This is a genomic window from Mycobacterium sp. (genome assembly GCF_035640695.1).
Classification (GTDB): domain Bacteria; phylum Actinomycetota; class Actinomycetes; order Mycobacteriales; family Mycobacteriaceae; genus Mycobacterium.
The window spans coordinates 1-22,201 of record NZ_DASQVQ010000041.1 but is presented as its reverse complement, the minus strand read 5'-3'; the positions used below and the strand labels follow the sequence as shown (position 1 = coordinate 22,201).

The window sequence follows — 22,201 nt, the reverse complement described above, 5'->3', positions numbered from 1 at the left end:
ATGACCATGGTGTCCGAGGACAACGACGCTCAGGTGCATATCGAGTGAGGCCGGCGATCCGGTGAATCGCGTTGAAGGCCTGGCCCGGCGGTTTGATCGCTGGCAACAGCGCCAGCACCCGATGGCGTTCGCCATTGCGTTGATCAAGAAATTCGGCGACGACCAGGCCGGCAAGCTGGTGGCACTGCTGACGTATTACGCATTTCTGGCCACCTTCCCGCTGCTGTTGGCCCTGACCGCCATCCTCGGTCTGGCGTTGCGGAAGTATCCGCAACTCCAGCGGGAGCTGGTGAATTCCGCATTCGCCGAGTTCCCGATCATCGGAGCCCAGCTCCATGCTCAACTCGGCGTGGCCACGTTCGGCAATGCGTTCTCGGTCACCGTCGGGCTGGTGGGTGCGATTCTCGGCGGCCGCGGTTTCGCCAACGCTCTCCAAAACACCTTCAGCTCGCTGTGGGCGGTGCCCAGAACGGACCGGCCCGGTTTCCCCGCCTACCAGCTGCGGACGGTGGCACTGCTTCTGCTGCTTGCTGTCGGTGTCGCGGTGACCGCCGCCGCCAGCGCGGCCGCCGGTGCCGCCACGGCCTTGGGGCTGGGCGGTTTCGCCGCGCGGCTGGTCAGCATCGCGGTCGGCTCGGTCCTCGGCTGGGCCTACTTCCTTGCGGCATACCGAATCGCGACGCCGACGCAGGTGCCGACGCGCTCGATGCTGCCCGGCGCGGCGCTCAGTGCGCTGGCCTGGCAGTTGTTGCTGACCGGAGCCGGCGTCATCGTCGCTCACCTGCTGCGCCACGCCCAGGCCGTCGCGGGCCTGTTCGGACTGGTCCTGGGGCTGTTGGCATGGTTCGGGCTACAAGCGACGGTGGTCGTATACGCCATCGAGGCCGACGTTGTGCGCGCCAGGCATCTGTGGCCCCGCAGTCTGCTTCCCCCGCCGCTGACAGACGCGGATAAAACCTATTACTCCGACGCGCTGAAGGCCGAGGTTCGGCGGCCCGAGCAGCGGCTCGAGATCGATTACCTGCCGGAGGCCACCACCGCCGCGGCCCTCCACGACGCGATTTGTTCGCGCCAACAATGACGGCGAGATCGGCCGGCGCGATGATGCGCGGAGGGCACTCACGTAACAGGAGGACGCATGAACTCGCCGTCCACGTTGGTTGTCGGTGTCGACGGGTCGGCGGCGTCCGATGCCGCCGTCCGCTGGGCGGTGCGTGAAGCCACGATGCACGGGCTGGCGATCAAACTCATCAATGTCCAATCCGCGCACGTCCCGGTCATCGTGGCCCGCGACGGCCGGTGAATCGATGGCCACCCGAGGCGCGGAACGACAGCGTGTCACTTCCTTCGGCCGGCTCGACCTCGGCCTGCGGCAGGCCAGCGACTGGTACCTATGGGGGCCCTACCTCAGTGAAAGACAGTGGGGGACAGTCCGGGAAGACTACAGCGCCGATGGCGGCGCTTGGAACTACCTGCCGCATGATCATGCCCGCTCGCGGGCCTACCGCTGGGGCGAGGACGGGCTGGCCGGATTCTGCGACATCGAGCAGCGGTTGTGTCTGGCACTTGCATTGTGGAACGGACGCGACCCGATTCTCAAAGAGCGGGCCTTCGGACTGACCGGCGCCGAGGGAAATCACGGCGAGGACGTCAAGGAGTACTGGTGGTTCCTGGACGCGCTGCCGAGCCATGCCTGGAACAGCTGGCGCTACCACTACCCGCAACGGGCGTTCCCGTATCAGCGGCTGCTGGATGAGAACCGCAGGCGCGGCAGGTTCGACCCCGAGTACGAGTTGCTCGACACCGGGATTTTCGACCACGACCGCTACTGGGTCGTCGACGTGCACTACGCCAAGGCCGACCCGACCGACGTCTTGATGGCGATCAGTGTCACCAATGCGGGCCCCGACACCGAAATCCTGCATGTGCTGCCGACGTTGTGGTTCCGCAACACGTGGTCCTGGGAACTTGGGACGGTCAAGCCGACGCTCGCCGCCACCGGCGCCGCGACCGTGGCCGTCGCGCATCCTTTCCTCGGTGAACTGGAACTGCTGCCGGCACCGGCGCCGGACGGTGCGCAGCCGGAGCTGCTGTTCTGCGACAACGAGACAAATCTCGCTCGGCTCTATGGTGTTTCGGGAGGGTCACGATTTCCCAAGGACGCCATCAACGACCATGTCATTTCCGGGGCGGACACCGTCAATCCGCAGCGGCGCGGCACCAAATGTGCTGCGTGGTACCGAATCACGGTCGGCCCCGGCGAGACCAGCGAACTGCGGCTGCGGCTGCGCCCAATCGGTGCCGGACCCGATCCGGAGACCGCGCTGGCCCGGGACTTCACTCGGGTGGCAGCGGCGCGTCGCGGCGAGGCCGACGAGTTCTACGCCGAACTGACCCCGCCCGCGGCGTCGGCCGATGAAGCGGCGGTGATGCGTCAGGCGTTCGCCGGGATGTTGTGGTGCAAGCAGTTCTACTACTACGACGTCCGCCGCTGGCTCGACGGCGACCCCGCCCAGCCGCAGCCTCCGGCACAACGGCGGCATGGCCGCAACGCGCGATGGCGCAGCTTTGAGGCGTTCGATGTGATGTCCATGCCCGACACCTGGGAATACCCGTGGTTCGCGGCGTGGGACATGGCATTTCACTGCGTCGCGCTGGTGCACATCGATCCCGCGTTCGCGAAGTACCAGCTTTCGCTGCTGTGCCGCGAGTGGTTCCAGCATCCCAACGGCGCCTTGCCCGCGTATGAGTGGGACTTCTCCGACGTGAACCCGCCGGTGCAGGCGGGGGCGGCGCTTGAGGTCTTCGCGATCGACGGCGGGCGCGACTTCGAGTTCCTCAGCCGGATTTTCGACAAGCTCCTGGTGAACTTCACGTGGTGGGTGAACCGGGAGGACGCCAACGGCTCGAACGTGTTTGAGGGCGGCTTCATGGGGCTGGACAACATCGGCCCCCTCGACCGTTCACACCTCCCCGTCCGCGGGGTGCTCGAGCAGTCCGACGCCACCGGCTGGATGGCCGCGTATGCGTTGTCCATGGCCACCATTGCGGCCATCCTGGACGGGTCTGGGTACCGGCCCGCCATCGACCTGGTGCAGAAATTCCTGGAACACTTTGCCGGTATCGCCGAAGCCCTTGACACCGTGGGTCTTTGGGACGACCGCGACGGCCTGTTCTACGACCGCATCCTGCTGCCCGACGGCAACGCCGTGCCGGTCCGTGTGCGCTCGATGGTCGCCATGATCCCGTCGCTGGCCGCGGCGGTAGTCAATGAGGAGGCCGTCGCCCGCACCCTTGTGATCGACAAGATGTTCGCCGATTACCTGCGACGCCATCGACTGGGAGGCCCCGAGGAGATGGCCGACGCCGGCATCCTTCGCGGGGAGCCGGGAAAACGGCGACTCCTGGTCGGGGTGACGAGCCTGGACAGGGTCCGGCGGCTGTGCCAGTCGCTGTTCGATTCGGATGAGTTCCTGTCGCCGCACGGGCTGCGCTCCCTGTCCGCGTACCACCGCGATCATCCGTACGTGTTGGACGTGGACGGTGTGCGCGCCGGCATCGACTACGAGCCGGCCGAGTCCACCACCGCGATGTTCGGCGGCAACTCGAACTGGCGGGGGCCGGTGTGGTTCCCGATGAACTACCTCATCGCGACGGCGTTGGAGCGCTACCACGAATTCTTCGGCGACGAGCTGACGATCGAATACCCCACCGGATCGGGAACGAGCGTCACGCTAGACGTCGTCGCCGCCGATCTCTGGAAGCGTCTGGTATCGCTCTTCCTCGTTGACCGGAACGGGTCACGGCCGTGCTTCGGCGGCGTGCACCGGCTGCAGACCGATCCGCGGTGGCGGAATAATCTGCTCTTTCATGAATACTTTCACGGCGACAACGGCGCAGGACTGGGCGCATCCCACCAGACCGGCTGGACCGGTTTGGTGGCCGACGTGATCCGGCGTCGGCACGGGGCGTACCCCAAGACATCGGACGTCATTCAGCGGCTCGTCCAGCGTGCGAAGACCCGATGAGCACCAACATCCTGCCGGGCAGGCCCGGCCCGCTTGGCGCGGCGTGCGGCCAGGGCGGCACGAACTTCGCCGTGTCGTCGAACGGTGACGAGGTCAGGCTCTGCCTGTTCGACGGCAACGGTGCCGAGACACAGCTCGTGCTGCGAGAACGCGACGGCGACATCTGGCACGGCTTTGTGCCCGGTGTAACGCCCGGGCAGGCCTACGGTTTCCGGGTCAGTGGGCCCTACGATCCGGGGCGAGGCCTGCGGTACAACCCGGCCAAGCTGCTGCTCGACCCCTACGCCCGGGCGATCCACGGTGACGTGCGGTTCGGACCCGAACTACTCGATTACGCAATGGACAAGGCCGCGGCGCCCAGCCCACTGGATTCGGCCGGCCACATGCCGCGCAGCCTCGTGACGGCCCCGGCGCCGGGGCCACCCACGTCCGGACCCGGGCGCGCGCTCGCCGACACCATCCTCTACGAGCTACATGTCCGGGGGTTCACCGCCACCCATCCGGGCGTGCCGCCGGAGCTGCGCGGTACCTACGCGGGGCTGGCGCACGCGGCCGTGATCGAACACCTCGTCGACCTCGGCGTCACAACGGTCGAGCTGCTGCCGGTCCACCACAACGTTCCCGAATCGTTCCTTGTCGAGCGGGGATTGTCGAATTACTGGGGCTACAACACAATTGGCTTCTTCGCCCCGCACGCCGCGTATTCCGCGGCGGTACGGGCCGGTCGGCCAGGCGGGCAGGTCGCGGAATTCCGCGGCATGGTCAACGCCTTGCACGGCGCGGGGTTGGAGGTCGTGCTGGACGTCGTTTTCAACCACACAGCCGAGGGTGGGGCCGGCGGTCCGACGCTGTGTCACCGCGGGCTGGACAACGCCGCCTACTACCGCCTCGACCCGGCCGACCCGAGTCGCTACCTCGACACAACTGGCTGCGGCAATTCGCTGAACACCGCCGACCCGACGACATTGCGGATGATCATGGACTCGCTGCGCTACTGGGTTTCCGAGATGGGCGTCGACGGCTTTCGCTTCGATCTCGCTCCCACCCTCGGCCGGGAGACCGGGGACTTTGACCCGTTTTCGGCCTTCTTCGATGTCGTCGGACAGGATCCGGTCGTCTCCCAGGTCAAGCTGATCGCCGAGCCGTGGGACGTCGGCCGCTTCGACAGCTACGACATTGGCCGGTTCCCGCCGCAGTGGAGCGAATGGAACGGCAAGTTCCGCGACGCCGTGCGCGACTGGTGGCGCAGTCATGACGGGCTGCTGCCCGAATTCGCAACGCGGCTGTGTGGGTCGGCGGATATCTACGACCAGCCCGACGTAGGCCGCCGGCCCAGCGCGTCGGTCAACTTCATCACCGTGCATGACGGATTCACACTGAATGACCTCGTCTCCTACAACCGAAAGCACAACGAAGCCAACACCGAAGACAACCGCGACGGCACCGACGACAACCGCTCCTGGAACTGCGGGGTCGAGGGGCCAACCGACGACCCCGACGTGCTTGCGCTGCGGGCGCGCCAGAAACGGGCTTTCCTGGTGACCCTGCTGCTGTCGGCGGGTGTCCCGTTGCTGTTGGGCGGCGATGAGATCGGTCGCACCCAGCGCGGAAACAACAACGCCTACTGTCAGGACAACGAGATCACCTGGTTCGACTGGTCGGGCGTAGACGATGAGCTCTTGCGGTTCACAACGGACCTCATCGCGGTGCGACGTCGGCACCCGGTATTCCGCAGGCGCCGGTACCGCACCGGGAAGGCGGCCGCTGATCTGCGCTGGCTCACTCCGTCGGGGGCGGAGATGACCGCCGAAAATTGGTCAGACCCCAACGCCCGCAGCGTCGCGCTATTCATCGATGGCTCAACGGATCCCGATGTCGGACCCGACGGCACACCGATGACCGACGATGACTTCCTCATCCTCGTCAACACGTGGTGGCAGCCATTGACCTTCACGGTGGCCACCGACTTCGCTGCGCGGCGCTGGCACGTCGTGTTCGACACCTTCGACCCGGCGCGGACGGCCACCGACGGCCGGGAGCTGACAGTCGGGCCGCGGTCGACGGTTGTCCTGCGCTCGCCCGCCTGACGGCGACGATCCGGCCGCCGACCTAAACCTCGATTCGGGCACCCACGATGACCGTGCGTTCGGGCGGCAGGCCGAAGAACTCGACGGCGTCGGCGGTGATGTACGAGGTGGCGATGAAGAGGCGCTTGCGCCACGCCGCCATGGTCGGTGCGTCACCCATCGTCAATTCGATCTTCGACAAGGCGAACAAAACGTCGTCGATGGCGATCGGGCCTTCGGTCTGCGTCGGCTTGAGCAACCGTAACGTGTCGGGGACGTTCGGTGACTCCATGTAGCCGAAGCGCGCGGTGACGTGAATGATTCCGTCTTCGGCATAGCCCAGTTCGTCGACTTCTATCCGCGCGAAATCCGCCAGGCGCGGTACCGGCAACGTCTCGATCGTCAGGATTACCACGTGCTCATGGATGGTGTTGTTGTATTCGACGTTGGCCCGCATCGCCAGTGGCGCGGTCTGTTTGCCGTGGCTGAATACGACCGCTGTGCCGGGAACTCGCACCGGCTGTGGGCGACGCTCGGCGAGCTCATCGACGAACGTGCTAAGCGGGCCCTCCACCTTCTCGCGCGCCCGTGTGACGATCTCCCGGCCCCGCTGCCAGGTGGTCATGACCGCGAATGTTGTCACGGCGATCAGCAGCGGCAGCCACGCGCCGTGGACCAGTTTGGACAGATTTGCCGCGACGAACAGCAGGTCAACAAGCGACAGACTGCCGCCGCCAATCACGATCAGCCAAAGCGGAGTCAGCCACCGTCTTCGCGCAACATAGAAAAACAGCAGTGTGGTGATGGTGATCGTTCCCGTCACCGCCATGCCGTACGCATATGCCAGCGACGCCGAGCTGCGGAACGCGAACACCAGGGTGAGCACCGAGACCATCAGCAGGCCGTTGATCCAGGGGACATAGATCTGGCCGAACGTTGACGCCGAGGTGTGCACCACTCGCAGCCTCGGTAGATAGCCGAGCTGGACGGCCTGCCATGTCAGCGAGTAGGCCCCAGTGATCACCGCTTGCGACGCGATGACCGTTGCCGCGCAAGCCAACAGCACCATCGGCAACCGTGCCCAACCCGGGGTCAGCAGAAAGAACGGCGCGCTCATCGTGCCCTTGTCGCCGAGCAGTAGCGCACCCTGACCGAGGTAGCTGAGAACCAGCGCCGGTAGGACGAGAAACAGCCACGCTCGGGTGATCGGCTTGCGGCCGAAGTGGCCCATGTCCGCGTACAACGCCTCCGCACCCGTCACCGCGAGCACAACCCCGGCCAGCGAAAAGAACGCCGTCGGGAAGTGCCCGAACATGAACTTCAGCGCATGAACCGGCGAGAGCGCCTTGACGATTTCCGGATGGTCGACGATGCCATAAACGCCGCATGCGCCGATGGCGGTGAACCAGGCGATCATCACCGGTCCGAACAGGCCTCCCACGGCACCCGTGCCGCGGCGCTGTACCGCAAACAGCGCAGCGATGATCACCGCGGTGATCGGCACGATCCAACCTTCCAGCCCCGGCTGGATCACCTTGAGACCCTCGACCGCGGACAGCACTGAGATCGCGGGAGTGATCACGCTGTCGCCGGAGAACAGCGCGGCGCCGAACAGGCCCAGCGCCGCCAGCGCCAGCGCGGTGCGGCCACCACGTGAGCCCAAGCGCCGTACCTGAGCGATGAGGGCCATGATGCCGCCCTCGCCGCCGTTGTCGGCGCGCATCACAAGCGTGACGTAGGTCAGCGTGACGATGATCATCACCGCCCAGAAAATCAGCGAGACGACGCCGTATATGTTTTCCGTGCTGATCGGCACGGGATGGGGGTCGTTCGGGTTGAAGATCGTCTGTACGGTGTAGATCGGGCTTGTGCCGATGTCGCCGAAGACCACACCGAGTGCGCCGATCACAAGGCCCAACTGGACTGATGGGCCGCCGTCGGCTGTGCGAAGCCGCGTCCCGGGCTCGGAGTTCGTAGGCACGGTGAGGTCCTCGACTACTAAGTGAGCAATGAATTGCCGTGGCTCGCGTCAGTACCGATTGTTGCCGAAGAACCCCCCGAGGCCGTTGTTTCGAAAGATTGCGTGAGTGCCCCGGTAGGCATAGAACGACCGGGGCCACACCCGCAGGTGTAGCCCCGGTCGAGGGTTGTCTGGTGGCTGGCCGGCGTCAGGCCGCGGCGGGGACAGCCAGGCCCGCAATGATGCGCTGATAGGCGAGGGTCCGGACCGGTTCGTCGGTGCGGCGCCCGACGACGGCGTGCACAGCCGTGATGAATGCCGGGACCAGCAGTGGGGACAAGACCGACAAGAGGATGACGACCGGCAGGATGTACGACACGGGTCTACTCGCTTTCTCCGCGATGCGGAAACGGTTGGTTCATGTTGTGGGACTCAATAATTCGAATGGGCGCCGCGTTCGTGATGAAACATAACGAGCCCGGCTCCGCCGACCTACGTCGCCAACCGATGAACCTTCGGGCGATCGTTGTCTTCCGGCGACAAACCCGGCCGACACCGTCCGGCGCCGCTGGGAGTTTGCCCGCCGATCATGGCCCGGCTACCTGTGGATGGCACCGTGGCAGGGTGCGGGTCGAATCAGAGGCAAGCCGAGTAGGGCCGGCCGAGCGATTTCATGCGTTGTGCGTGGAATCGGTCGCCCGCCTCCCGCTGGGTTTGAATTCGATTGTTGCGCCCACGTTCCTCGGCTTCTGTTTGATAAACGGGTTTACCTTCGGAGTCGATCTGCTGCTACTCACGGTCCTGCACGGCAGCCTGCGTATACCGGTGCCTGTCGCGGTGACCGTGGCCTACGCGCTTGCGTTCGCGCTGAGCTACTTCCTCAACCGGACGCTGAACTTCCGTTCGCATGCCGCGGTAGGACCGCAGATCGCGGTGTACGTGGTCGTGGTCGCCATCAACTATCTGGCGTTTATCCTCGGGGTTTCCAGCGTCCTTACCGCGCTCGGCGTCGAATACCACGTCGCGCGGATCCTGGCCGGCGTGTGTGAAGCGGTGTACATGTACAGCGCGATGCGGTGGGTGGTGTTCCGCCGCTGAGCGCCGTTACCGCGTAGCCGGCATGCCGAACGCCCCGAACAGCGTCGGTTCCAGAAAAACGGTGATGGCACCTATCGCGTCGGCACCAGTGGTGAGGACGTGGATCGCATGGGCGCGCATGACTCCGTCGGCGCCCCGACGGTAATCGGCAACCGCGGGTTGGCCGTTCGCGGCCGTCGGGACCATCACGACATCGCCGGCCGTGGCGAAGGCGCGCCCGGCGAGGAACCGCGTGACGGCATCGCGGCCGGTGAACCACAGCGCATACGGTGGCATTTCGAGCTTGACGTCGGCCTGCAACAGCTCGGTCAGCGCCGCGACATCACCCTTTTCGAATGCTGCGCAATAGCGTTCGACTAGGGCAAGGCGCTCCTTGTCTTCCGGCTCGGCGACCTCGTCGTCGGTTGGAGCGACCTCGGCGAGACGGGCACGGGCCCGCTGGAGGGCACTGTTGACGGCGGCCGGGGTGGTTTCGAGCAGCTCTGCCACTTCGGTGGCGCTGAACTGCACGACGTCGCGCAGGATCAACACGGCTCGCTGACGCGCCGGCAATTCCTGCAGCGCCGTGACCACCGCCAGCCTGATGCTTTCCTTCGCATCGAAGGCGGTTTCGGGAGTCAACGAGTCAGGCAGCGGCTCCAGCCATTGATATCCAGCCTTGCTGGCATCGATATCCGCGTCCGGGTCGACCGAGGGGGCGCCGAGGCCAGCGGGGAGCACTCTGCGCGCGCGGTTCTCCAGCGCACGCAGGCACGCCGTCGTCGCGATGCGATACAACCATGTCCGCAGCGCTGCACGTTCCTCGAAGCTCTCATAGGCGCGCCAGCCACGCACGTAGGTTTCCTGGACGAGGTCTTCGGCATCCTGCACCGAACCGAGCATGCGGTAGCAGTGCGCGATCAGCTCGGCACGAAACGGCGCAGCCTGCTCGATGAAATCTTCTTGTGCCGGCACGGCAGTCTCCTAGGTAGAAGCCCCCACATCAGTACAGATACATCCTGCGGCGCTAACTCATCGGCGCGCAGCGATGAATTTCGGCGGCGCACCGTATCTGAATTAGTGTGAACCAACCAACGAACCCATCACCCACCAATGAAGCCGGCGGCCTGGTCGGCGCGACGGCGATCGTGACCGGGGCGAGCCGTGGATTCGGTCGCGGCATCGCCGCGGCGATGACGGCCGCCGGTGCGCATGTCGTCGGCGTCGCCCGCTCCAGCACTCACCTCGACGAGGCGCGCGCCGAGTTGGGTGGCACCTTCACTGCGATCACCGCCGACGCGGCCGATCCAGCGACGGCCAGCCGACTCATCGACGAATACCGGCCCCGCACGCTGGTGCTGTGCGCCGGGGCCGCTCCGAGGATGGCCCCGATACAGGAGCAGACCTGGGAGACCTTCAGCCGCAACTGGAACGTTGACGTGGCGCAGGCGTTCCACTGGATCCGCGCAGCACTACAGCACCCGCTGGCGCCGGGCAGCTCGGTGATCGCGATGTCCAGCGGCGCCGCGATCAACGGCTCTCCGCTGAGCGGCGGGTACGCGGGGGCGAAGGCCACCGTCAGGATCATCGCCGGCTATGCCGCCGTGGAGTCGGAACGCGCCGGGCTCGGGATCGATTTCGTATCCGTGCTTCCGCAACTGACGCCGGCCACCGAATTGGGCGCCAAGGCGGTGGCTGCCTACGCCGAGCGGGAAGGCGTTGACGTCGAAGCGTTCCTGAAAGGCCGCGGGCCCGTGCTCACCCCCGAACAGGTCGGAAAGTCCGTCCTCGAGCTGGCTACCACCAGACACCCGGGCCAGCATGCATACCTGCTTAGTTCCGCGGGCCTGTCCCCACTCACCTGAACCGGAAGGAGGAAATCGAAATGAAGACGACCGCAATCGTGTCGGCGCCGGAGTGGGAGGCCGCGCTGCAGGAAATGTTGGTGAAGGAAAAGGAATTAACGCGCGCGCGGGACGCTTTGGCCGCGCAGCGCCGGCGGATGCCGTGGCTAGCCGTCGAAAAGCAGTATCAATTCGACGGGCCCGACGGCAGGGTCGGCCTGTTGGACCTGTTCGACGGGCGCCGTCAACTGATCATCTACCGCGCCTTCTTCGAACCCGGCGTGCACGGCTGGCCCGAGCACGCCTGCATCGGTTGCTCCATGATGGCCGACCACGTCGGCAACCTTGCCCATGTCAACGCCCGCGACACCACCTTGGTATTCGTCTCGCGCGCTCCACAACCCGACATCGCACGGGTCAAGGCCCGCATGGGCTGGGCGCACATCCCCTGGTACACCATCACCGACGACTTCGACGTCGACTTCGGCGTGCACGAGTGGCACGGTCACAACGCGTTCATCCGCGACGGGGACCGCGTTTTCCGCACTTACTTCATCAACAACCGCGGCGACGAGGCCATGGGCAGCACCTGGAGTTACCTGGACATGACCGCGCTGGGTCGCCAAGAAGACTGGGAAGACTCTCCCGACGGCTATCCGCATTCCCCGGCGTATGAATGGTGGGACTGGCACGACGAATACGGTCAACACACACCGTCGCGCTGGTTCGGTGACCCCGACCCCAGCGACCCCAACGACCAACGGCCCCCACGCGCCGGCAACGGCACCGCCACGTGATCGCGTACGCCGAGCGCGTGCCACGGCCGCTGAGCCGGGCTGCGTTGCTCCTGACCGTGGCACCGCTGCTCGTCGTCGTCGCCCTGGCGTGGTGGCAGACGGTCACCGAAGCGCGAGCGATGTCCGGCATGCTAGACGGGCTCGCGACGGCCGGCCGTGCCATGCCCTACGACGCCGGCGCGCTGCGCTTCGGGGTCATGTGGACCGTCATGATGACGGCGATGATGCTTCCCGGCGTCATTGCGGTAGCGGCGGACCGTCGCGGCCCATTGGCCGGTGCCGTCGTCGCCTTCGGCTACCTCGCCGTGTGGGCGCTGACCTTCCCGGTCGCCTACGCCGCGGTGAGCGCCTTCAACGCCGTCAGTCAACCAAACGCCTGGCTGGATCGTGTCGGCGGCGTCATCATCGCCGTTGCCGGTGTCTACCAATTCACCGGTTACCACCGCCGGCTGTGGGGCGCCCACGCTGAGAACGATCAGTTTCGAAGTGCCGCTGAAGCTTTCCGGGTGGGGACATCCCACGGGCTGCGCTGCCTTGGCTCCTCATGGGCGCTGATGTCCGTGCTTCTCGTCGTCGGGGTGATGAACCTCGTGTGGATGGCAGCAGTGAGCGCGATCTGCCTGGGTGAGAAGTCCTTGACTCGGCGCGCGACACTGGCGACCGGTGTTGGATTGGCTCTTGTCGCGCTCGGTCTGCTTATCCTGGTGCGGCCACAAACTTTGCATGTGATCGCCGAACCCCGTTGATTCCGAAGTCGACACAACCGTGCCCGGCTCCGACGGGTCAACCGGTGCGCTTTGCCGGATATGCCGTCTGCTCGGTGCCGAAGTGCACCCCGGTGGCGTCCTTGCCGATGAGTGTCAGGAATGCAACCGCGATCAGCACCGGCACAATCGTGGCGGCCAAGGCGAACGGGTAGCCGTGGGATTCGGCCAAATGCTCCTGGATAGGCAGATTGAACGCCGCCAGCAGATTGCCCAGCTGATATGTCACGCCGGGATAGAAGCCGCGGATCGCGTCAGGTGATAACTCCGTCAAGTGCGCGGGAATGACACCCCATGCGCCCTGCACCACAACCTGCATCAGGAAGGAGCCGAGGCACAGCATCGCGGCGGTCCGTGAGAAGGCGAACAGCGGCACGATCGGCAATCCCATCACCGCACAGAACACGATGGTGTAGCGACGCCCGAACCGCTGCGACAGCGTGCCGAAGATCAGCCCGCCGATAATGGCACCGATGTTGTAGATCACGGCGATAAACCTGGCCGCCGTGGTGGACAAACCGGCGCCGTCGTTGTGCGTCGATGACAAGAAGGTGGGGTAGATGTCCTGGGTGCCGTGACTCATCCAGTTGAACGCGGTCATCAGCAGGATCAGGTAGATGAACCGGCGGACGATCGTGGGGTCCAGCAGGACGTCGCGAATCCTGGTGCGGGTGACCCGCATTCGGTTCTGCGCGGCCTCCCACACCTCGGACTCGCGCACCCGGGTTCGGATGAGCAACGTGATCAGTGCCGGAACGATGCTCAGACCGAACAGCCAGCGCCACGACAGACCCAGCCAGTCCAGTACCAGCAGCGATGCCAGCGTGGCAAGCAGATAGCCGAATGAGTAGCCCTCCTGCAGCAGACCGGAGAAAAACCCGCGCCGCTCGGCGGGGATCTTCTCCATGGCAAGCGCGGCGCCCAGCCCCCACTCACCGCCCATTCCGATGCCATACAGCAGCCGCAGGACCACCAGCACCGTGAAGTTCGGCGCGAACGCGCATAGAAACCCGACGACCGAGTAGAACGCGACATCCACCATCAGCGGCACCCGCCTGCCGATCCGGTCGGCCCAGAGGCCGAACAGCAGCGCGCCCACCGGCCGCATGCTCAGGGTGACGGTCGTGAGGAACGCAACCTCGGTCCTGGAGATGTGAAAGGTCTTGGCAATGTCGGCGTAGACCAACACCACGATGAAGTAATCGAACGCGTCCATCGTCCAGCCCAGTTGGGCAGCGATGAACGAGTTCCGCTGGTCACTCGTTAGCCGCGACTTGGCCACCTATGTATCGTGCACCCTCCTAAACCGTGGCGCGACAGGTTATCTCCATGCTGTCGCTGTCTCGTGCGAGGAAGTTGACGCTGACGTAGCCGTTGTCCGGGTCGCGCACGTAGTCGAGGTACGGCTTGGTGTCGTCCATCTCGGTGTTGTCGGCGACGATCAGCGTTCCCGGCGTCAGGCGCGGTTCGAGCAGCGTGATCACGGGTAGGTACATCTCTTTCCAGCCGTCGAGCAGCACGAAATCCACCGGGTCGTCCAGGCTCGCCAACGTGTTGAGTGCATCCCCCTCGAGCACGGTGATCAGGTCGTCCAACCCGGTCTCCGCGAAATTCTTTTTCGCGGCCGCGATCTTGGCGGCGCTGAGCTCGGTCGTCACGACGCGGCCGCCGCCGTTGTCGCGCACCGCCGAGGCCAGGTGAATCGCCGAGATGCCGAACGACATGCCGAATTCGACGATCGTCGTTGGGCGGCTGGCGCGCACCAACGAATACAACAGCCGGCCGGCCTGCGGCGTCACCGGCATGTAGATATCGCTGAGTGCGTCCGCGCGTTCCTGCGCGTTTGCCGACGACAACAGCCGCCGCAATTCGTCTCGCCGATCGCGCAACGCCGGCATCTGGTCCCTCGCCTCGGCGTACATCCGATCGAGGGCCGTCGCGACTCTGGTGTCCTGAAGTGTCGTTACCACGGCATCGACGGTAGTCGAGGTCAAGAGTCGCCCAAACCGGCGTTTTGCCGAAGAAGTGCGAGTGCCCGCCTCCAAAACGTCGGTTTCACCGAACGAACCGAGGCGCAGCCGTCCAATGCCGAGGCACCTCCGATCACGGCACCATCCACGACAGCACGTCGGACGCCTGCAGTGCCGACAGCACACACAGAAACGCGAGGAAGACCAGGCTCCAGATGATGACGCGGCGGAAGATGTCGCCTTCCTTACCGTTGAGGCCGACGGCGGCCGCGGCGATGGCGAGGTTCTGCGGCGAGATCATCTTGCCCAGCACGCCGCCGGAACTGTTCGACGCCGCCATCAGCACCTGGTTCAGCCCCGCCTGATTCGCCGCGGTCACCTGCAGGCCGCCGAACAGTGAGTTGGACGACGTGTCGGATCCGGTGACGGCCACGCCGAGCCAGCCGAGGATCGGCGACAGCAGTGCGAAAGCTCCTCCCGCACCGGCCATCCACGTGCCGAGCGTGATCGTCTGCCCCGACAGGTTCATCACGAACGCCAATGCCAGCACCGACATCACGGTGACGATGGCCCAGCGGAGCTGATGCAGTGTCGCTCCGTACGCCTTCACCGCGCGGGGCACCGACAAGGCAAGCACGATCATCGTGATGATGCCCGCCACCAGCATTTGCGTACCGGGGCTGGTGAGAAGGTTGAGCGTGAACTCCGTGAGCGACACCGGCTTGCCCTTGGGGCTGACGACGTGCAGGCCGGGCCAGTGGAACTTGATCGTCGCCTTCTCCAGCAGGTTCTTCACTGCCGAGATCTGACAGATCACGAAGACCACGATGATGATCAGGTAGGGCGCATACGCCCGCGCCACCTCAGCCCGGGAATCCGGTCGGGCCACCCGCTCGGCGAACTCGGGGCTGGGCTCGTCCGCCGCGCCGCCCGCCACCACGGACTGCTCGGTGTAGGCATGACGTGGGTGCCAGACCCGCACCAGCGCAACCACGGCCGCCGCCGACAGCAGCGACGCGACCACGTCGGCCAGCGGCACCGAGACGAAGTTCGACGTGGCGTACTGGCCGAGCGCGAACACGACTCCGCAGACGACGGCCACCGGCCAGGTCTCACGGATGCCCCGCCACCCGTCCACGATCGCGACCAGGGCCAGCGGGACGAACAGCGCGAGGATCGGCGTCTGCCGCCCCACCATCGCGCCGAGCGTGTCGCTCGGCAGCGCGGTCACCTTGCCCAGCGTGATGATTGGCGTCGCCATCGCCCCGAACGCGACGGGCGCGGTGTTGGCCGTCAGCGCGAGCACCGCCGCTTTCAACGGCTTGAAGCCGAGCGCCATCAGCATCACCGACGTCACGGCCACCGGGGTCCCGAATCCGGCCAATGCCTCGATCAGCGCGCCGAACGAGAACGCGATGATGATCGCCTGGATGCGCTGGTCGTCGCTCACCCGCGCGAACGAGCGCCGCAGCACGTCGAAATGTCCTGTCTCGACCGTCATCCGATACACCCAGATGGCGTTGATGACGATCCACAGGATCGGGAAGAAGCCGAACGCCGCACCCTCCGTTCCGGCCAGCAACGCCTGCCCGACCGGCATGCTGTACACCGCGATCGCGATCGCCAGCGCAACGGCCAGCGACACCAGCGACGCCAGCCACGCGGTGACACGCAGCGCGCCCAGCAAGACGAAGAGCAGCAGCAGCGGCACCGCGGCCACCAACGAGCTCCAGGCCAGAGAGTGGACGACGGGATCGAGAATCTGCTGGTACACGGCGACCACCTCTCGGGGGCTTTCCAACCGACCACCTGGGTTGTACCCCGAAAAGGTGTTCGCGTAAAGCCCCTTGCCGAAACCAGCGTTTCAGCCGGGCCGGACCCGCCCGCGTTTACAGCAACCCGAGCTGCTGCAGATCCTTGCCGTATTTGTCGATCAGTGCCGCCGAGAGGTGTGGAATATCGTGGTCCGCGCCGACTTTGGCCTCTCGCACCGCGGCGTGGAACACCTCGGTCGGCGCGATGGCGCCGCGGACCGGCGCTTCAGGCTTGCGGTACGCGTGCAGCAGCGGCAGAACCGAGTGCTGCCGCTGTTTCTCCGGCAGGGCCGTCAGCGCGGTCTCGAACCGAGCGAGCCAATCCTCGTAGTCGTCGATCCGCAAGATCTTGTGGCCGGCCCCGATGAGCCAATCCACGAATGTGTCCAGCGAGACCCCGTCGTCATAGGGGTTCATCACATCGAACGAGCGGTATCCGTCCCTGGTCTGCGCCCCGAGCGTGGTGACCGCCTCGGCGACGAAGTCGGCCGGCAGCCCGTCGTAGTGCGCCCTCGCCGGGTTGCCACCAGCGTCCAACTCGTAGAACGACCGCGGAGCTATGCCGGTCGTGATAAGGCTGAAGATCAACCGGGTGAACATGTCCGGCACATTGAGCTGGCCGACGTATCGGGTGTGGGCCAGAATCATGTCGGAACGGAAAACCGCGACCGGCAGGTCGCACAGGTCGTGCGCCTCACGCAGCAGCACCTCGCCGCCCCACTTGCTGTTCGCGTAGCCGTTCGCGTAGGTGTCCTCGATCGGACGCACCGCGCTGATCGAGCGGATGTCGCCGTCCTCCCGAAAATCCTTGGGAGACACCGTCATCGCCACAGCCACGGTTGACAGGTATGTCACGCGCTTGATCGTGGCGGTGATCGCGAGGCGGATCACCTCGGCCGTTCCCACCACATTTGGTCCGAACAGCTGTCCGTAGGGCAGCACGTGGTTCACCAGGGCGGCGGGATGTACGACCTGATCGACGTTCTGCGCCAACCGATTCCAGGTCGCTGCGTCCAGGCCCAGGTTCGGCTCGCTGATGTCGCCGGCGAGAACTTCGAGATGACCGTCGGCGAGTTCATGGAAGCGCCGCAGCAACTCCGGGTCGCCGCTGTCGAACACGCTCTCCAGGCGTGCCATGGCCGCCGCCGCGTCGCGTCCGCGCACGATCGTGATCAGCGTGCCGTTCGTCTTCGACAGTCGCTCCAACCAATCCAGGGTCAAGAACCGCCCGAGATAACCGTTCGAGCCCGTCAGCAGAACGGTGTTCGGCTCACCGCTGACATGCGGCAGCGTCGGTGCGGCGGCCAGCGTCGCAGTGTCGATGAACTTTTCCAGCGTCAGGTCCGCTGCGTGGACTTCTGTCGCGCCCAAGCCGTGCACGGACGCGAACGTCGGCTGCTTGGAAGTCGATCCCTGCTGGGTTTCAACGTATTCCGCCAGGCGCGCCAGGTTGGCCGCCGGGCCGATGATGATGCCGACCGGCACCTCGACGCCGAAGATCTCCTGCAGCAGGTTGGAGAACGTCAGCGCGGACAGCGAGTCGCCACCGAGGTCGGTGAAGTGCGTGTCCGGGTCCAGATCGGCCTCGCCGGATGCCAGCACCGCTTTGGCGGCCCGGGTGACCGTCTCGACCACCGGTCGGTCCGCCGCCTGCTGCCGCAGCGCACGCAGCTCGTCGACCTGTGCGGCGGCCAGATCGGCGTACATCTGCTCGAGCCGCTTGCCGTAGTGCTCCTTGAGCCTGGGCCGCAGGATTTTGCCGACGCCGGACAGCAAGCCGTTGGCGGCGCTGAACGGTTCGGTTTCGATGAGAAAGTCGACCGGCACCTCGTATGACTGCAACTCCGCCACCTTCGCGGTCTCCCGAAGTGATTCGCTGAGAGCCGCTTTCAGCGCGGCCGTGTCCACTCCGAACGTTTCCAACGCCGCTGGAGTGGGGACGATGACGGCGAGCAGGTTGGGCCGTTCACTGTTGCCATAGACAAAGATCTGGCGCACCAGTGGCGCACCGGCGTACACCGCCTCCAAATGCGCGACGGCCACGAACTCGCCCTGGGACAGCTTCAATACGTTCTTCCGGCGATCGACGTACACCAGCCGATCCGGTTCGATCTCGGCCATCACGTCGCCGGTGCGGTAGTAGCCGTCGGCGTCGAAGACCTCGGCGGTGACTTCTGGCCGCTTGTAGTACCCGGGCATCGTCGTCACGGTCTTGACCAGCAGTTCACCTCGCGGATACGGCTGGTCGGTGAGAAAGTAGCCCAGTTCGGGCACGTCGATCAGCTTGTAGTCGATGACCGCCGGACGCACCACGATGCCATCCCTGGTGACCGCGCCGACCTCCGTCAACCCGTAGCCGTCGAGGACGTGCGCGCCAAGGACCGAGTCGATGAAGATCTTCATTTCCGCGGCCAGCGGGGCGGTCCCGACGAAGCCGCCGATCACTCGTCCGCCCAATGCGTGTTCGCGCAATTCCGTTGCGGCTTCGGCCTCGGCCGTCGCCACGTCGACGCCTTGGGCGCGCAGTCGGTCAACGGTGCTGCGGTAGCGCTGAAACAGCATGTCGACCACCCGCGGCACGAGACCCAGCTCGGTGGGACGCACCAGCGCCCAGTCGTCGAACAATGTCGACAGATCCGATTCGGGAACGAAATAGCTTGTGCCCCCGGCAACGAACGACGACACCAACGGCAGTCTGCCGCCCAGATGGTTCAACGGCATGAAGTTCACGTTGATCACCGGCGTATCGGACGCCGAAACGAACGACGACGTCCACAGCTTGCTGACCATCCGTTCGGTGTACATCGCGCCCTTGGGTGCCCCGGTGCTGCCGGACGTGTAGAGGATCATCGCGAGCCGCTCATCGGTGCCGCCGGTGTAGACCGGCTCCGCAGCAAACGCCCCGCCGCGCTCGATGACGTCACCCAGCGCCTCGACGACGACCTGCATGCCCGCGTCGCGCAAACGCTGCCGGGCGCGCTCGACGCTCTCGCGTTGCTCGTCGACCTCCGGCTGGTAGTCGAACACCACGAGGCGGCGCAGTGACGCGCTGTTCAGCGCGCACTCCACAGCGAGATTCAGGTATCCGGCGCTGACCGCGAGCACCCGCGGCTCGACCTCGGCGATGATCGGTTTCAGCTGCGAAGCCGGGGCGTTGTGCTGAAGCGGCACCGACACCAAGCCGAGGTAGGCGCAGACCAGATCGACGGTCAGGTAGTCGGGACTGGCGAAACCCACGGTGGCGACGAAGTCGCCCGGGTTCAACGGGTAGTCCGGGTCGTTGCGCCAAGCCGCGGCCACTGCGCTCACCCGCGCCCACAGGTCGCGGTAGCTGATCGTGTCGAATCGGGGCAGCAGGCGTGCCGAGGTGCGGCCGGTGCCCGGATCCGTCGTCAGCTCACGGGCGCGATAGCCGAGTGCGGGGCGGTCCGGGTAGCCCTCGACCAGCGTCTGCAGCACCTCGGCGAGCCGAAGACCGGGCCGGCGGGCCGCCTCGATGACCGACGCGATCGGGTCGGCAGCGCGGAACTGCTGATCGGTGTCGTACAACTCCGCAATCCTGCGGGCCAGCCTCTCGTCGATCTGCTTCGCGTCACTCGTCATGCCCGCCCTCTCGTAGCCAACCCCCCAATAAAACCCGCACGCTGCCTGACCGCATCCGGTTCGGCCTTGTGACGATCGGCACATCTCGGCTGTGAGCGGACGGCCCAAAACCCGTGGCGCATGCGAACCGACGACACAACGGTTGCCAGGCCGCCCACGCACGTTCGCGTCGATGTAACCGTGCGCTACCCCCGCATGGTGGACCCTGTGCGCGGGGCCGATGAGGAGATGACCGTTGTGACTATTACGGAATTGGCAGCAGATTCGGGCGCGGTCGTCGTCGAACCGCCTGGCACGCACAGCAGCTTGTCCTTCCGTGGCCGGTTTCCGTTCGGAATCGACCAGTGGGCCCTTGTTCCCTTCGACGTGCCGGCCGGCGTCCGGCGGATCACCGTCAGCACTTCTCACGATCGGTTTTCGCTAGCCGGGGTGGCTCGAAATGTGTTGGATCTAGGCATATTCGGGCCCGCCGGCGGCGACCTCGGTAACGCCGAAGGCTTCCGCGGCTGGTCCGGCGGGGCTCGGGACGGTTTCACGTTGTCGGCGGCCGACGCGACACCCGGCTACCTGGCAGGTCCCATCACGCCCGGCCAGTGGGCGTTGGCGTTCGGCCCTGTCGTGCTCAACCCGTTCGGTATGGGTTGGCAGGCGGACATCCTGCTGGAGTACGGCCCACCGGCTTCGCCCACTTCCCGGGTCGAGGCCCTGCCCACGGTCGCCGAGGGACGCGGCCTCGACTGGTACCGGGGCGACCTTCATCTGCACACCGTGCACTCCGACGGCCGTCACGAACCTCAGAGCCTTGCCGCGACCGCCCGCGCTGCGGGACTGGACTTCATCGTCTCCACCGACCACAACACCAATTCCGCCAACCGCGCCTGGGGCGGCTGCCGCACCGACGGCCTTCTGGTCATCGGCGGCGAGGAGGTCACCACCCGCCACGGGCATTGGCTGGCCGTCGGGCTGGCCCAGGACGGCTGGCTCGACTGGCGGTATGCGCCGCGAGACGGGGTCTTCGCCGGCTACGCGGCCGCGGTCCGCGCCGCCGGCGGCATCGTTGTGGCCGCACATCCCGCAGTGCCGCTGCCGGGATCGGCGTGGGAATTCGGCTACCGCGACGTCGACGCGATCGAAGTGTGGAACGGCGCGTGGAACCTCGACGACGAGATATCGCTACGCCATTGGCATCGCCTCCTGCGCGGCGGGCGACGCATTGCCGCGGTGGGCGGCAGCGACTCTCACGGGTCGCACCAGGCGGTCGGCCTACCCCAGACCGTCGCGCGCGCTACCGGGTTGTCGACGGCAGCGGTCATCGAGGCGCTGCTTCGCGGCCGGTCCTACATTGCCGAGTCGAGCGCGGTGTCGGTCGAACTGACCGCATCGTGCCGCGTCGCCGGTGACACCGCTACGGCCGCAATAGGTGAGGCACTGCCCGTACCCCCGGCCGACCAGGTCACCGTCGACGCGGAGGTTCGCGGCGCACCGGGCACGACCGTTGCCCTCATCACAGCCGCGGGTTGCGTTGCGCGGATCGCGGTCGACGATTCGGGAACTGGGCGACTTCGGTTCACCGACACCGGCGCGCGGGCTCGCTTCGCGCGGGTCGAAGTGCGAAGACCGGTACGGCGCCGGCTTTCGTCGATGGTCGCACTGACCAATCCGGTGTGGCTCGAGGATGCAAGCTTGCCGCGGCAACACCGTGTCTGCGGTTAGGGGTTGATCGTGTTCTCCCCGAGCTGACGGCCCCAGACGTATTCGATGCCGGGGAAGAAGAGCGGCACCGCGGCGACCAGTGGGACCGGCACCGTGGGAATCGCAAGCGGGACAAGGCAAGGCGGCAGCGCGGCGCAACCGAACGGCGAGGCCAGCCCGAGGTGGTTGTACGGGGCGATCGACGCACCGGTGTCCATCACCAGATACGGCGCCGGCCACAAATCCCGGGTCACCTCCTGCCAGCAACCCGGCCGCCCCTCCGGACCACCGTGGGCGTTGACCCGCGGCAGGTTGTCCGGATACACGTAGGCATTGGCGGGCCCGACGATTTCGTTGTGCAGCCGGATTGAGTACCCGTTGCCGCCCGCCGACGCGGCGACCTTCGGATCGGCGTCGTGATACTTCCGCAACGTGCACAAGATCGCCGGGCTGTACTCGTCGAGGAGCTGGGAGGTGGGGATGAGGTCTTGGGCGCCGCGGATCAGGTAGGGCCCGCCGCGCTCGAAGATGTCGGCGCCGGTGTTGCCGAAGCCGATGGAGGCCATCAACGCCGCGTCCAGGTTGC

At 66.0% G+C, this 22,201-nt stretch carries 17 protein-coding genes; 9 read left to right on the top strand and 8 right to left on the bottom strand.

Translation table 11 applies throughout. The annotated features are described in order from the left end of the window. Positions 1 to 61: 61 nt before the first annotated feature. Genes VE759_RS04985 through glgX form a run of 4 tightly spaced genes read left to right on the top strand, consistent with a single transcriptional unit; the run spans position 62 to position 6,115 of the window. The gene (locus tag VE759_RS04985) at positions 62 to 1,081 is read left to right on the top strand and encodes a YihY/virulence factor BrkB family protein (protein ID WP_324928798.1); all 1,020 of its coding nucleotides are present in this window, start codon (positions 62 to 64) and stop codon (positions 1,079 to 1,081) included. A 57-nt stretch (positions 1,082 to 1,138) separates the two neighbouring features. Next, positions 1,139 to 1,303 carry a universal stress protein gene (locus tag VE759_RS04980; protein ID WP_324928797.1) on the top strand — a complete coding sequence of 55 codons (165 nt, stop codon included), beginning with the start codon at positions 1,139 to 1,141 and terminating at the stop codon, positions 1,301 to 1,303. Between the two features lie 4 nt (positions 1,304 to 1,307). Then, positions 1,308 to 4,028 (top strand): MGH1-like glycoside hydrolase domain-containing protein, encoded by a 2,721-nt coding sequence (locus VE759_RS04975; protein ID WP_324928795.1) that lies wholly within the window; start codon positions 1,308 to 1,310, stop codon positions 4,026 to 4,028. Next, positions 4,025 to 6,115 carry a glycogen debranching protein GlgX gene (glgX, locus tag VE759_RS04970; protein ID WP_324928793.1) on the top strand — a complete coding sequence of 697 codons (2,091 nt, stop codon included), beginning with the start codon at positions 4,025 to 4,027 and terminating at the stop codon, positions 6,113 to 6,115. Before VE759_RS04975 ends, glgX begins: the two co-directional genes overlap by 4 nt. Before the next feature lie 22 nt (positions 6,116 to 6,137). Here glgX and VE759_RS04965 read toward each other — a convergent pair whose 3' ends face one another. Beyond that, positions 6,138 to 8,012 (bottom strand): potassium transporter Kup, encoded by a 1,875-nt coding sequence (locus VE759_RS04965; RefSeq protein ID WP_414687834.1) that lies wholly within the window; start codon positions 8,010 to 8,012, stop codon positions 6,138 to 6,140. 250 nt (positions 8,013 to 8,262) lie between these two features. After that, positions 8,263 to 8,433: a hypothetical protein gene (locus VE759_RS04960; RefSeq protein ID WP_324928791.1), complete on the bottom strand. Its 171-nt coding sequence runs from the start codon at positions 8,431 to 8,433 to the stop codon at positions 8,263 to 8,265. Between the two features lie 245 nt (positions 8,434 to 8,678). Between VE759_RS04960 and VE759_RS04955 the strand changes: the two genes are divergently transcribed. Next, on the top strand, positions 8,679 to 9,152 hold the full coding sequence (locus tag VE759_RS04955) for a GtrA family protein (protein ID WP_324928789.1): 474 nt from the start codon (positions 8,679 to 8,681) through the stop codon (positions 9,150 to 9,152). A 6-nt stretch (positions 9,153 to 9,158) separates the two neighbouring features. Here VE759_RS04955 and VE759_RS04950 read toward each other — a convergent pair whose 3' ends face one another. After that, positions 9,159 to 10,106, bottom strand: coding sequence for a sigma-70 family RNA polymerase sigma factor (locus tag VE759_RS04950; RefSeq protein ID WP_324928787.1), 948 nt, complete (start codon positions 10,104 to 10,106; stop codon positions 9,159 to 9,161). A gap of 107 nt (positions 10,107 to 10,213) precedes the next feature. Here VE759_RS04950 and VE759_RS04945 point away from each other — a divergent pair, with 107 nt between their 5' ends. From VE759_RS04945 to VE759_RS04935, 3 genes are read left to right on the top strand one after another with little or no spacing between them, the layout of a single operon-like run. Further along, a complete protein-coding gene (locus VE759_RS04945; RefSeq protein WP_324928785.1) occupies positions 10,214 to 10,996 on the top strand; it encodes an SDR family oxidoreductase in 783 nt (260 codons plus the stop codon). 20 nt (positions 10,997 to 11,016) lie between these two features. Continuing rightward, entirely contained in the window at positions 11,017 to 11,772 is a 756-nt protein-coding gene (locus VE759_RS04940; protein WP_324928783.1) for a DUF899 domain-containing protein, read from the top strand. Between the two features lie 17 nt (positions 11,773 to 11,789). After that, positions 11,790 to 12,518: a DUF2182 domain-containing protein gene (locus VE759_RS04935; RefSeq protein WP_324928781.1), complete on the top strand. Its 729-nt coding sequence runs from the start codon at positions 11,790 to 11,792 to the stop codon at positions 12,516 to 12,518. Between the two features lie 37 nt (positions 12,519 to 12,555). Here VE759_RS04935 and VE759_RS04930 read toward each other — a convergent pair whose 3' ends face one another. The 4 genes from VE759_RS04930 to car form a co-directional block, all read right to left on the bottom strand. Next, positions 12,556 to 13,818 (bottom strand): MFS transporter, encoded by a 1,263-nt coding sequence (locus VE759_RS04930; RefSeq protein WP_324928779.1) that lies wholly within the window; start codon positions 13,816 to 13,818, stop codon positions 12,556 to 12,558. Positions 13,819 to 13,837: 19 nt separating this feature from the next. Beyond that, positions 13,838 to 14,506 (bottom strand): O-methyltransferase, encoded by a 669-nt coding sequence (locus VE759_RS04925; protein ID WP_324928777.1) that lies wholly within the window; start codon positions 14,504 to 14,506, stop codon positions 13,838 to 13,840. Between the two features lie 133 nt (positions 14,507 to 14,639). Further along, the gene (locus VE759_RS04920) at positions 14,640 to 16,280 is read right to left on the bottom strand and encodes an L-lactate permease (protein ID WP_324928800.1); all 1,641 of its coding nucleotides are present in this window, start codon (positions 16,278 to 16,280) and stop codon (positions 14,640 to 14,642) included. 115 nt (positions 16,281 to 16,395) lie between these two features. Further along, positions 16,396 to 19,923 carry a carboxylic acid reductase gene (gene car / locus VE759_RS04915; protein ID WP_324928775.1) on the bottom strand — a complete coding sequence of 1,176 codons (3,528 nt, stop codon included), beginning with the start codon at positions 19,921 to 19,923 and terminating at the stop codon, positions 16,396 to 16,398. 207 nt (positions 19,924 to 20,130) lie between these two features. On the opposite strand from car, the gene VE759_RS04910 reads away from it, so the two are divergent. Then, a complete protein-coding gene (locus VE759_RS04910; RefSeq protein WP_324928773.1) occupies positions 20,131 to 21,636 on the top strand; it encodes a CehA/McbA family metallohydrolase in 1,506 nt (501 codons plus the stop codon). On the opposite strand, the gene VE759_RS04905 is transcribed toward VE759_RS04910, so the two are convergent. Beyond that, positions 21,633 to 22,201: MCE family protein (locus tag VE759_RS04905; RefSeq protein WP_324928771.1), on the bottom strand; the 569-nt coding region annotated here is incomplete at its 5' end. The genes VE759_RS04910 and VE759_RS04905 overlap by 4 nt on opposite strands.

Bases quoted from the DNA above. Each gene is read 5' to 3' on its own strand.
- glgX (WP_324928793.1), top strand. From the start codon at position 4,025: ATGAGCACCAACATCCTGCCGGGCAGGCCCGGCCCGCTTGGCGCGGCG.
- car (WP_324928775.1), bottom strand. From the start codon at position 19,923: ATGACGAGTGACGCGAAGCAGATCGACGAGAGGCTGGCCCGCAGGATT.
- VE759_RS04980 (WP_324928797.1), top strand. From the start codon at position 1,139: ATGAACTCGCCGTCCACGTTGGTTGTCGGTGTCGACGGGTCGGCGGCG.
- VE759_RS04940 (WP_324928783.1), top strand. From the start codon at position 11,017: ATGAAGACGACCGCAATCGTGTCGGCGCCGGAGTGGGAGGCCGCGCTG.
- VE759_RS04975 (WP_324928795.1), top strand. From the start codon at position 1,308: ATGGCCACCCGAGGCGCGGAACGACAGCGTGTCACTTCCTTCGGCCGG.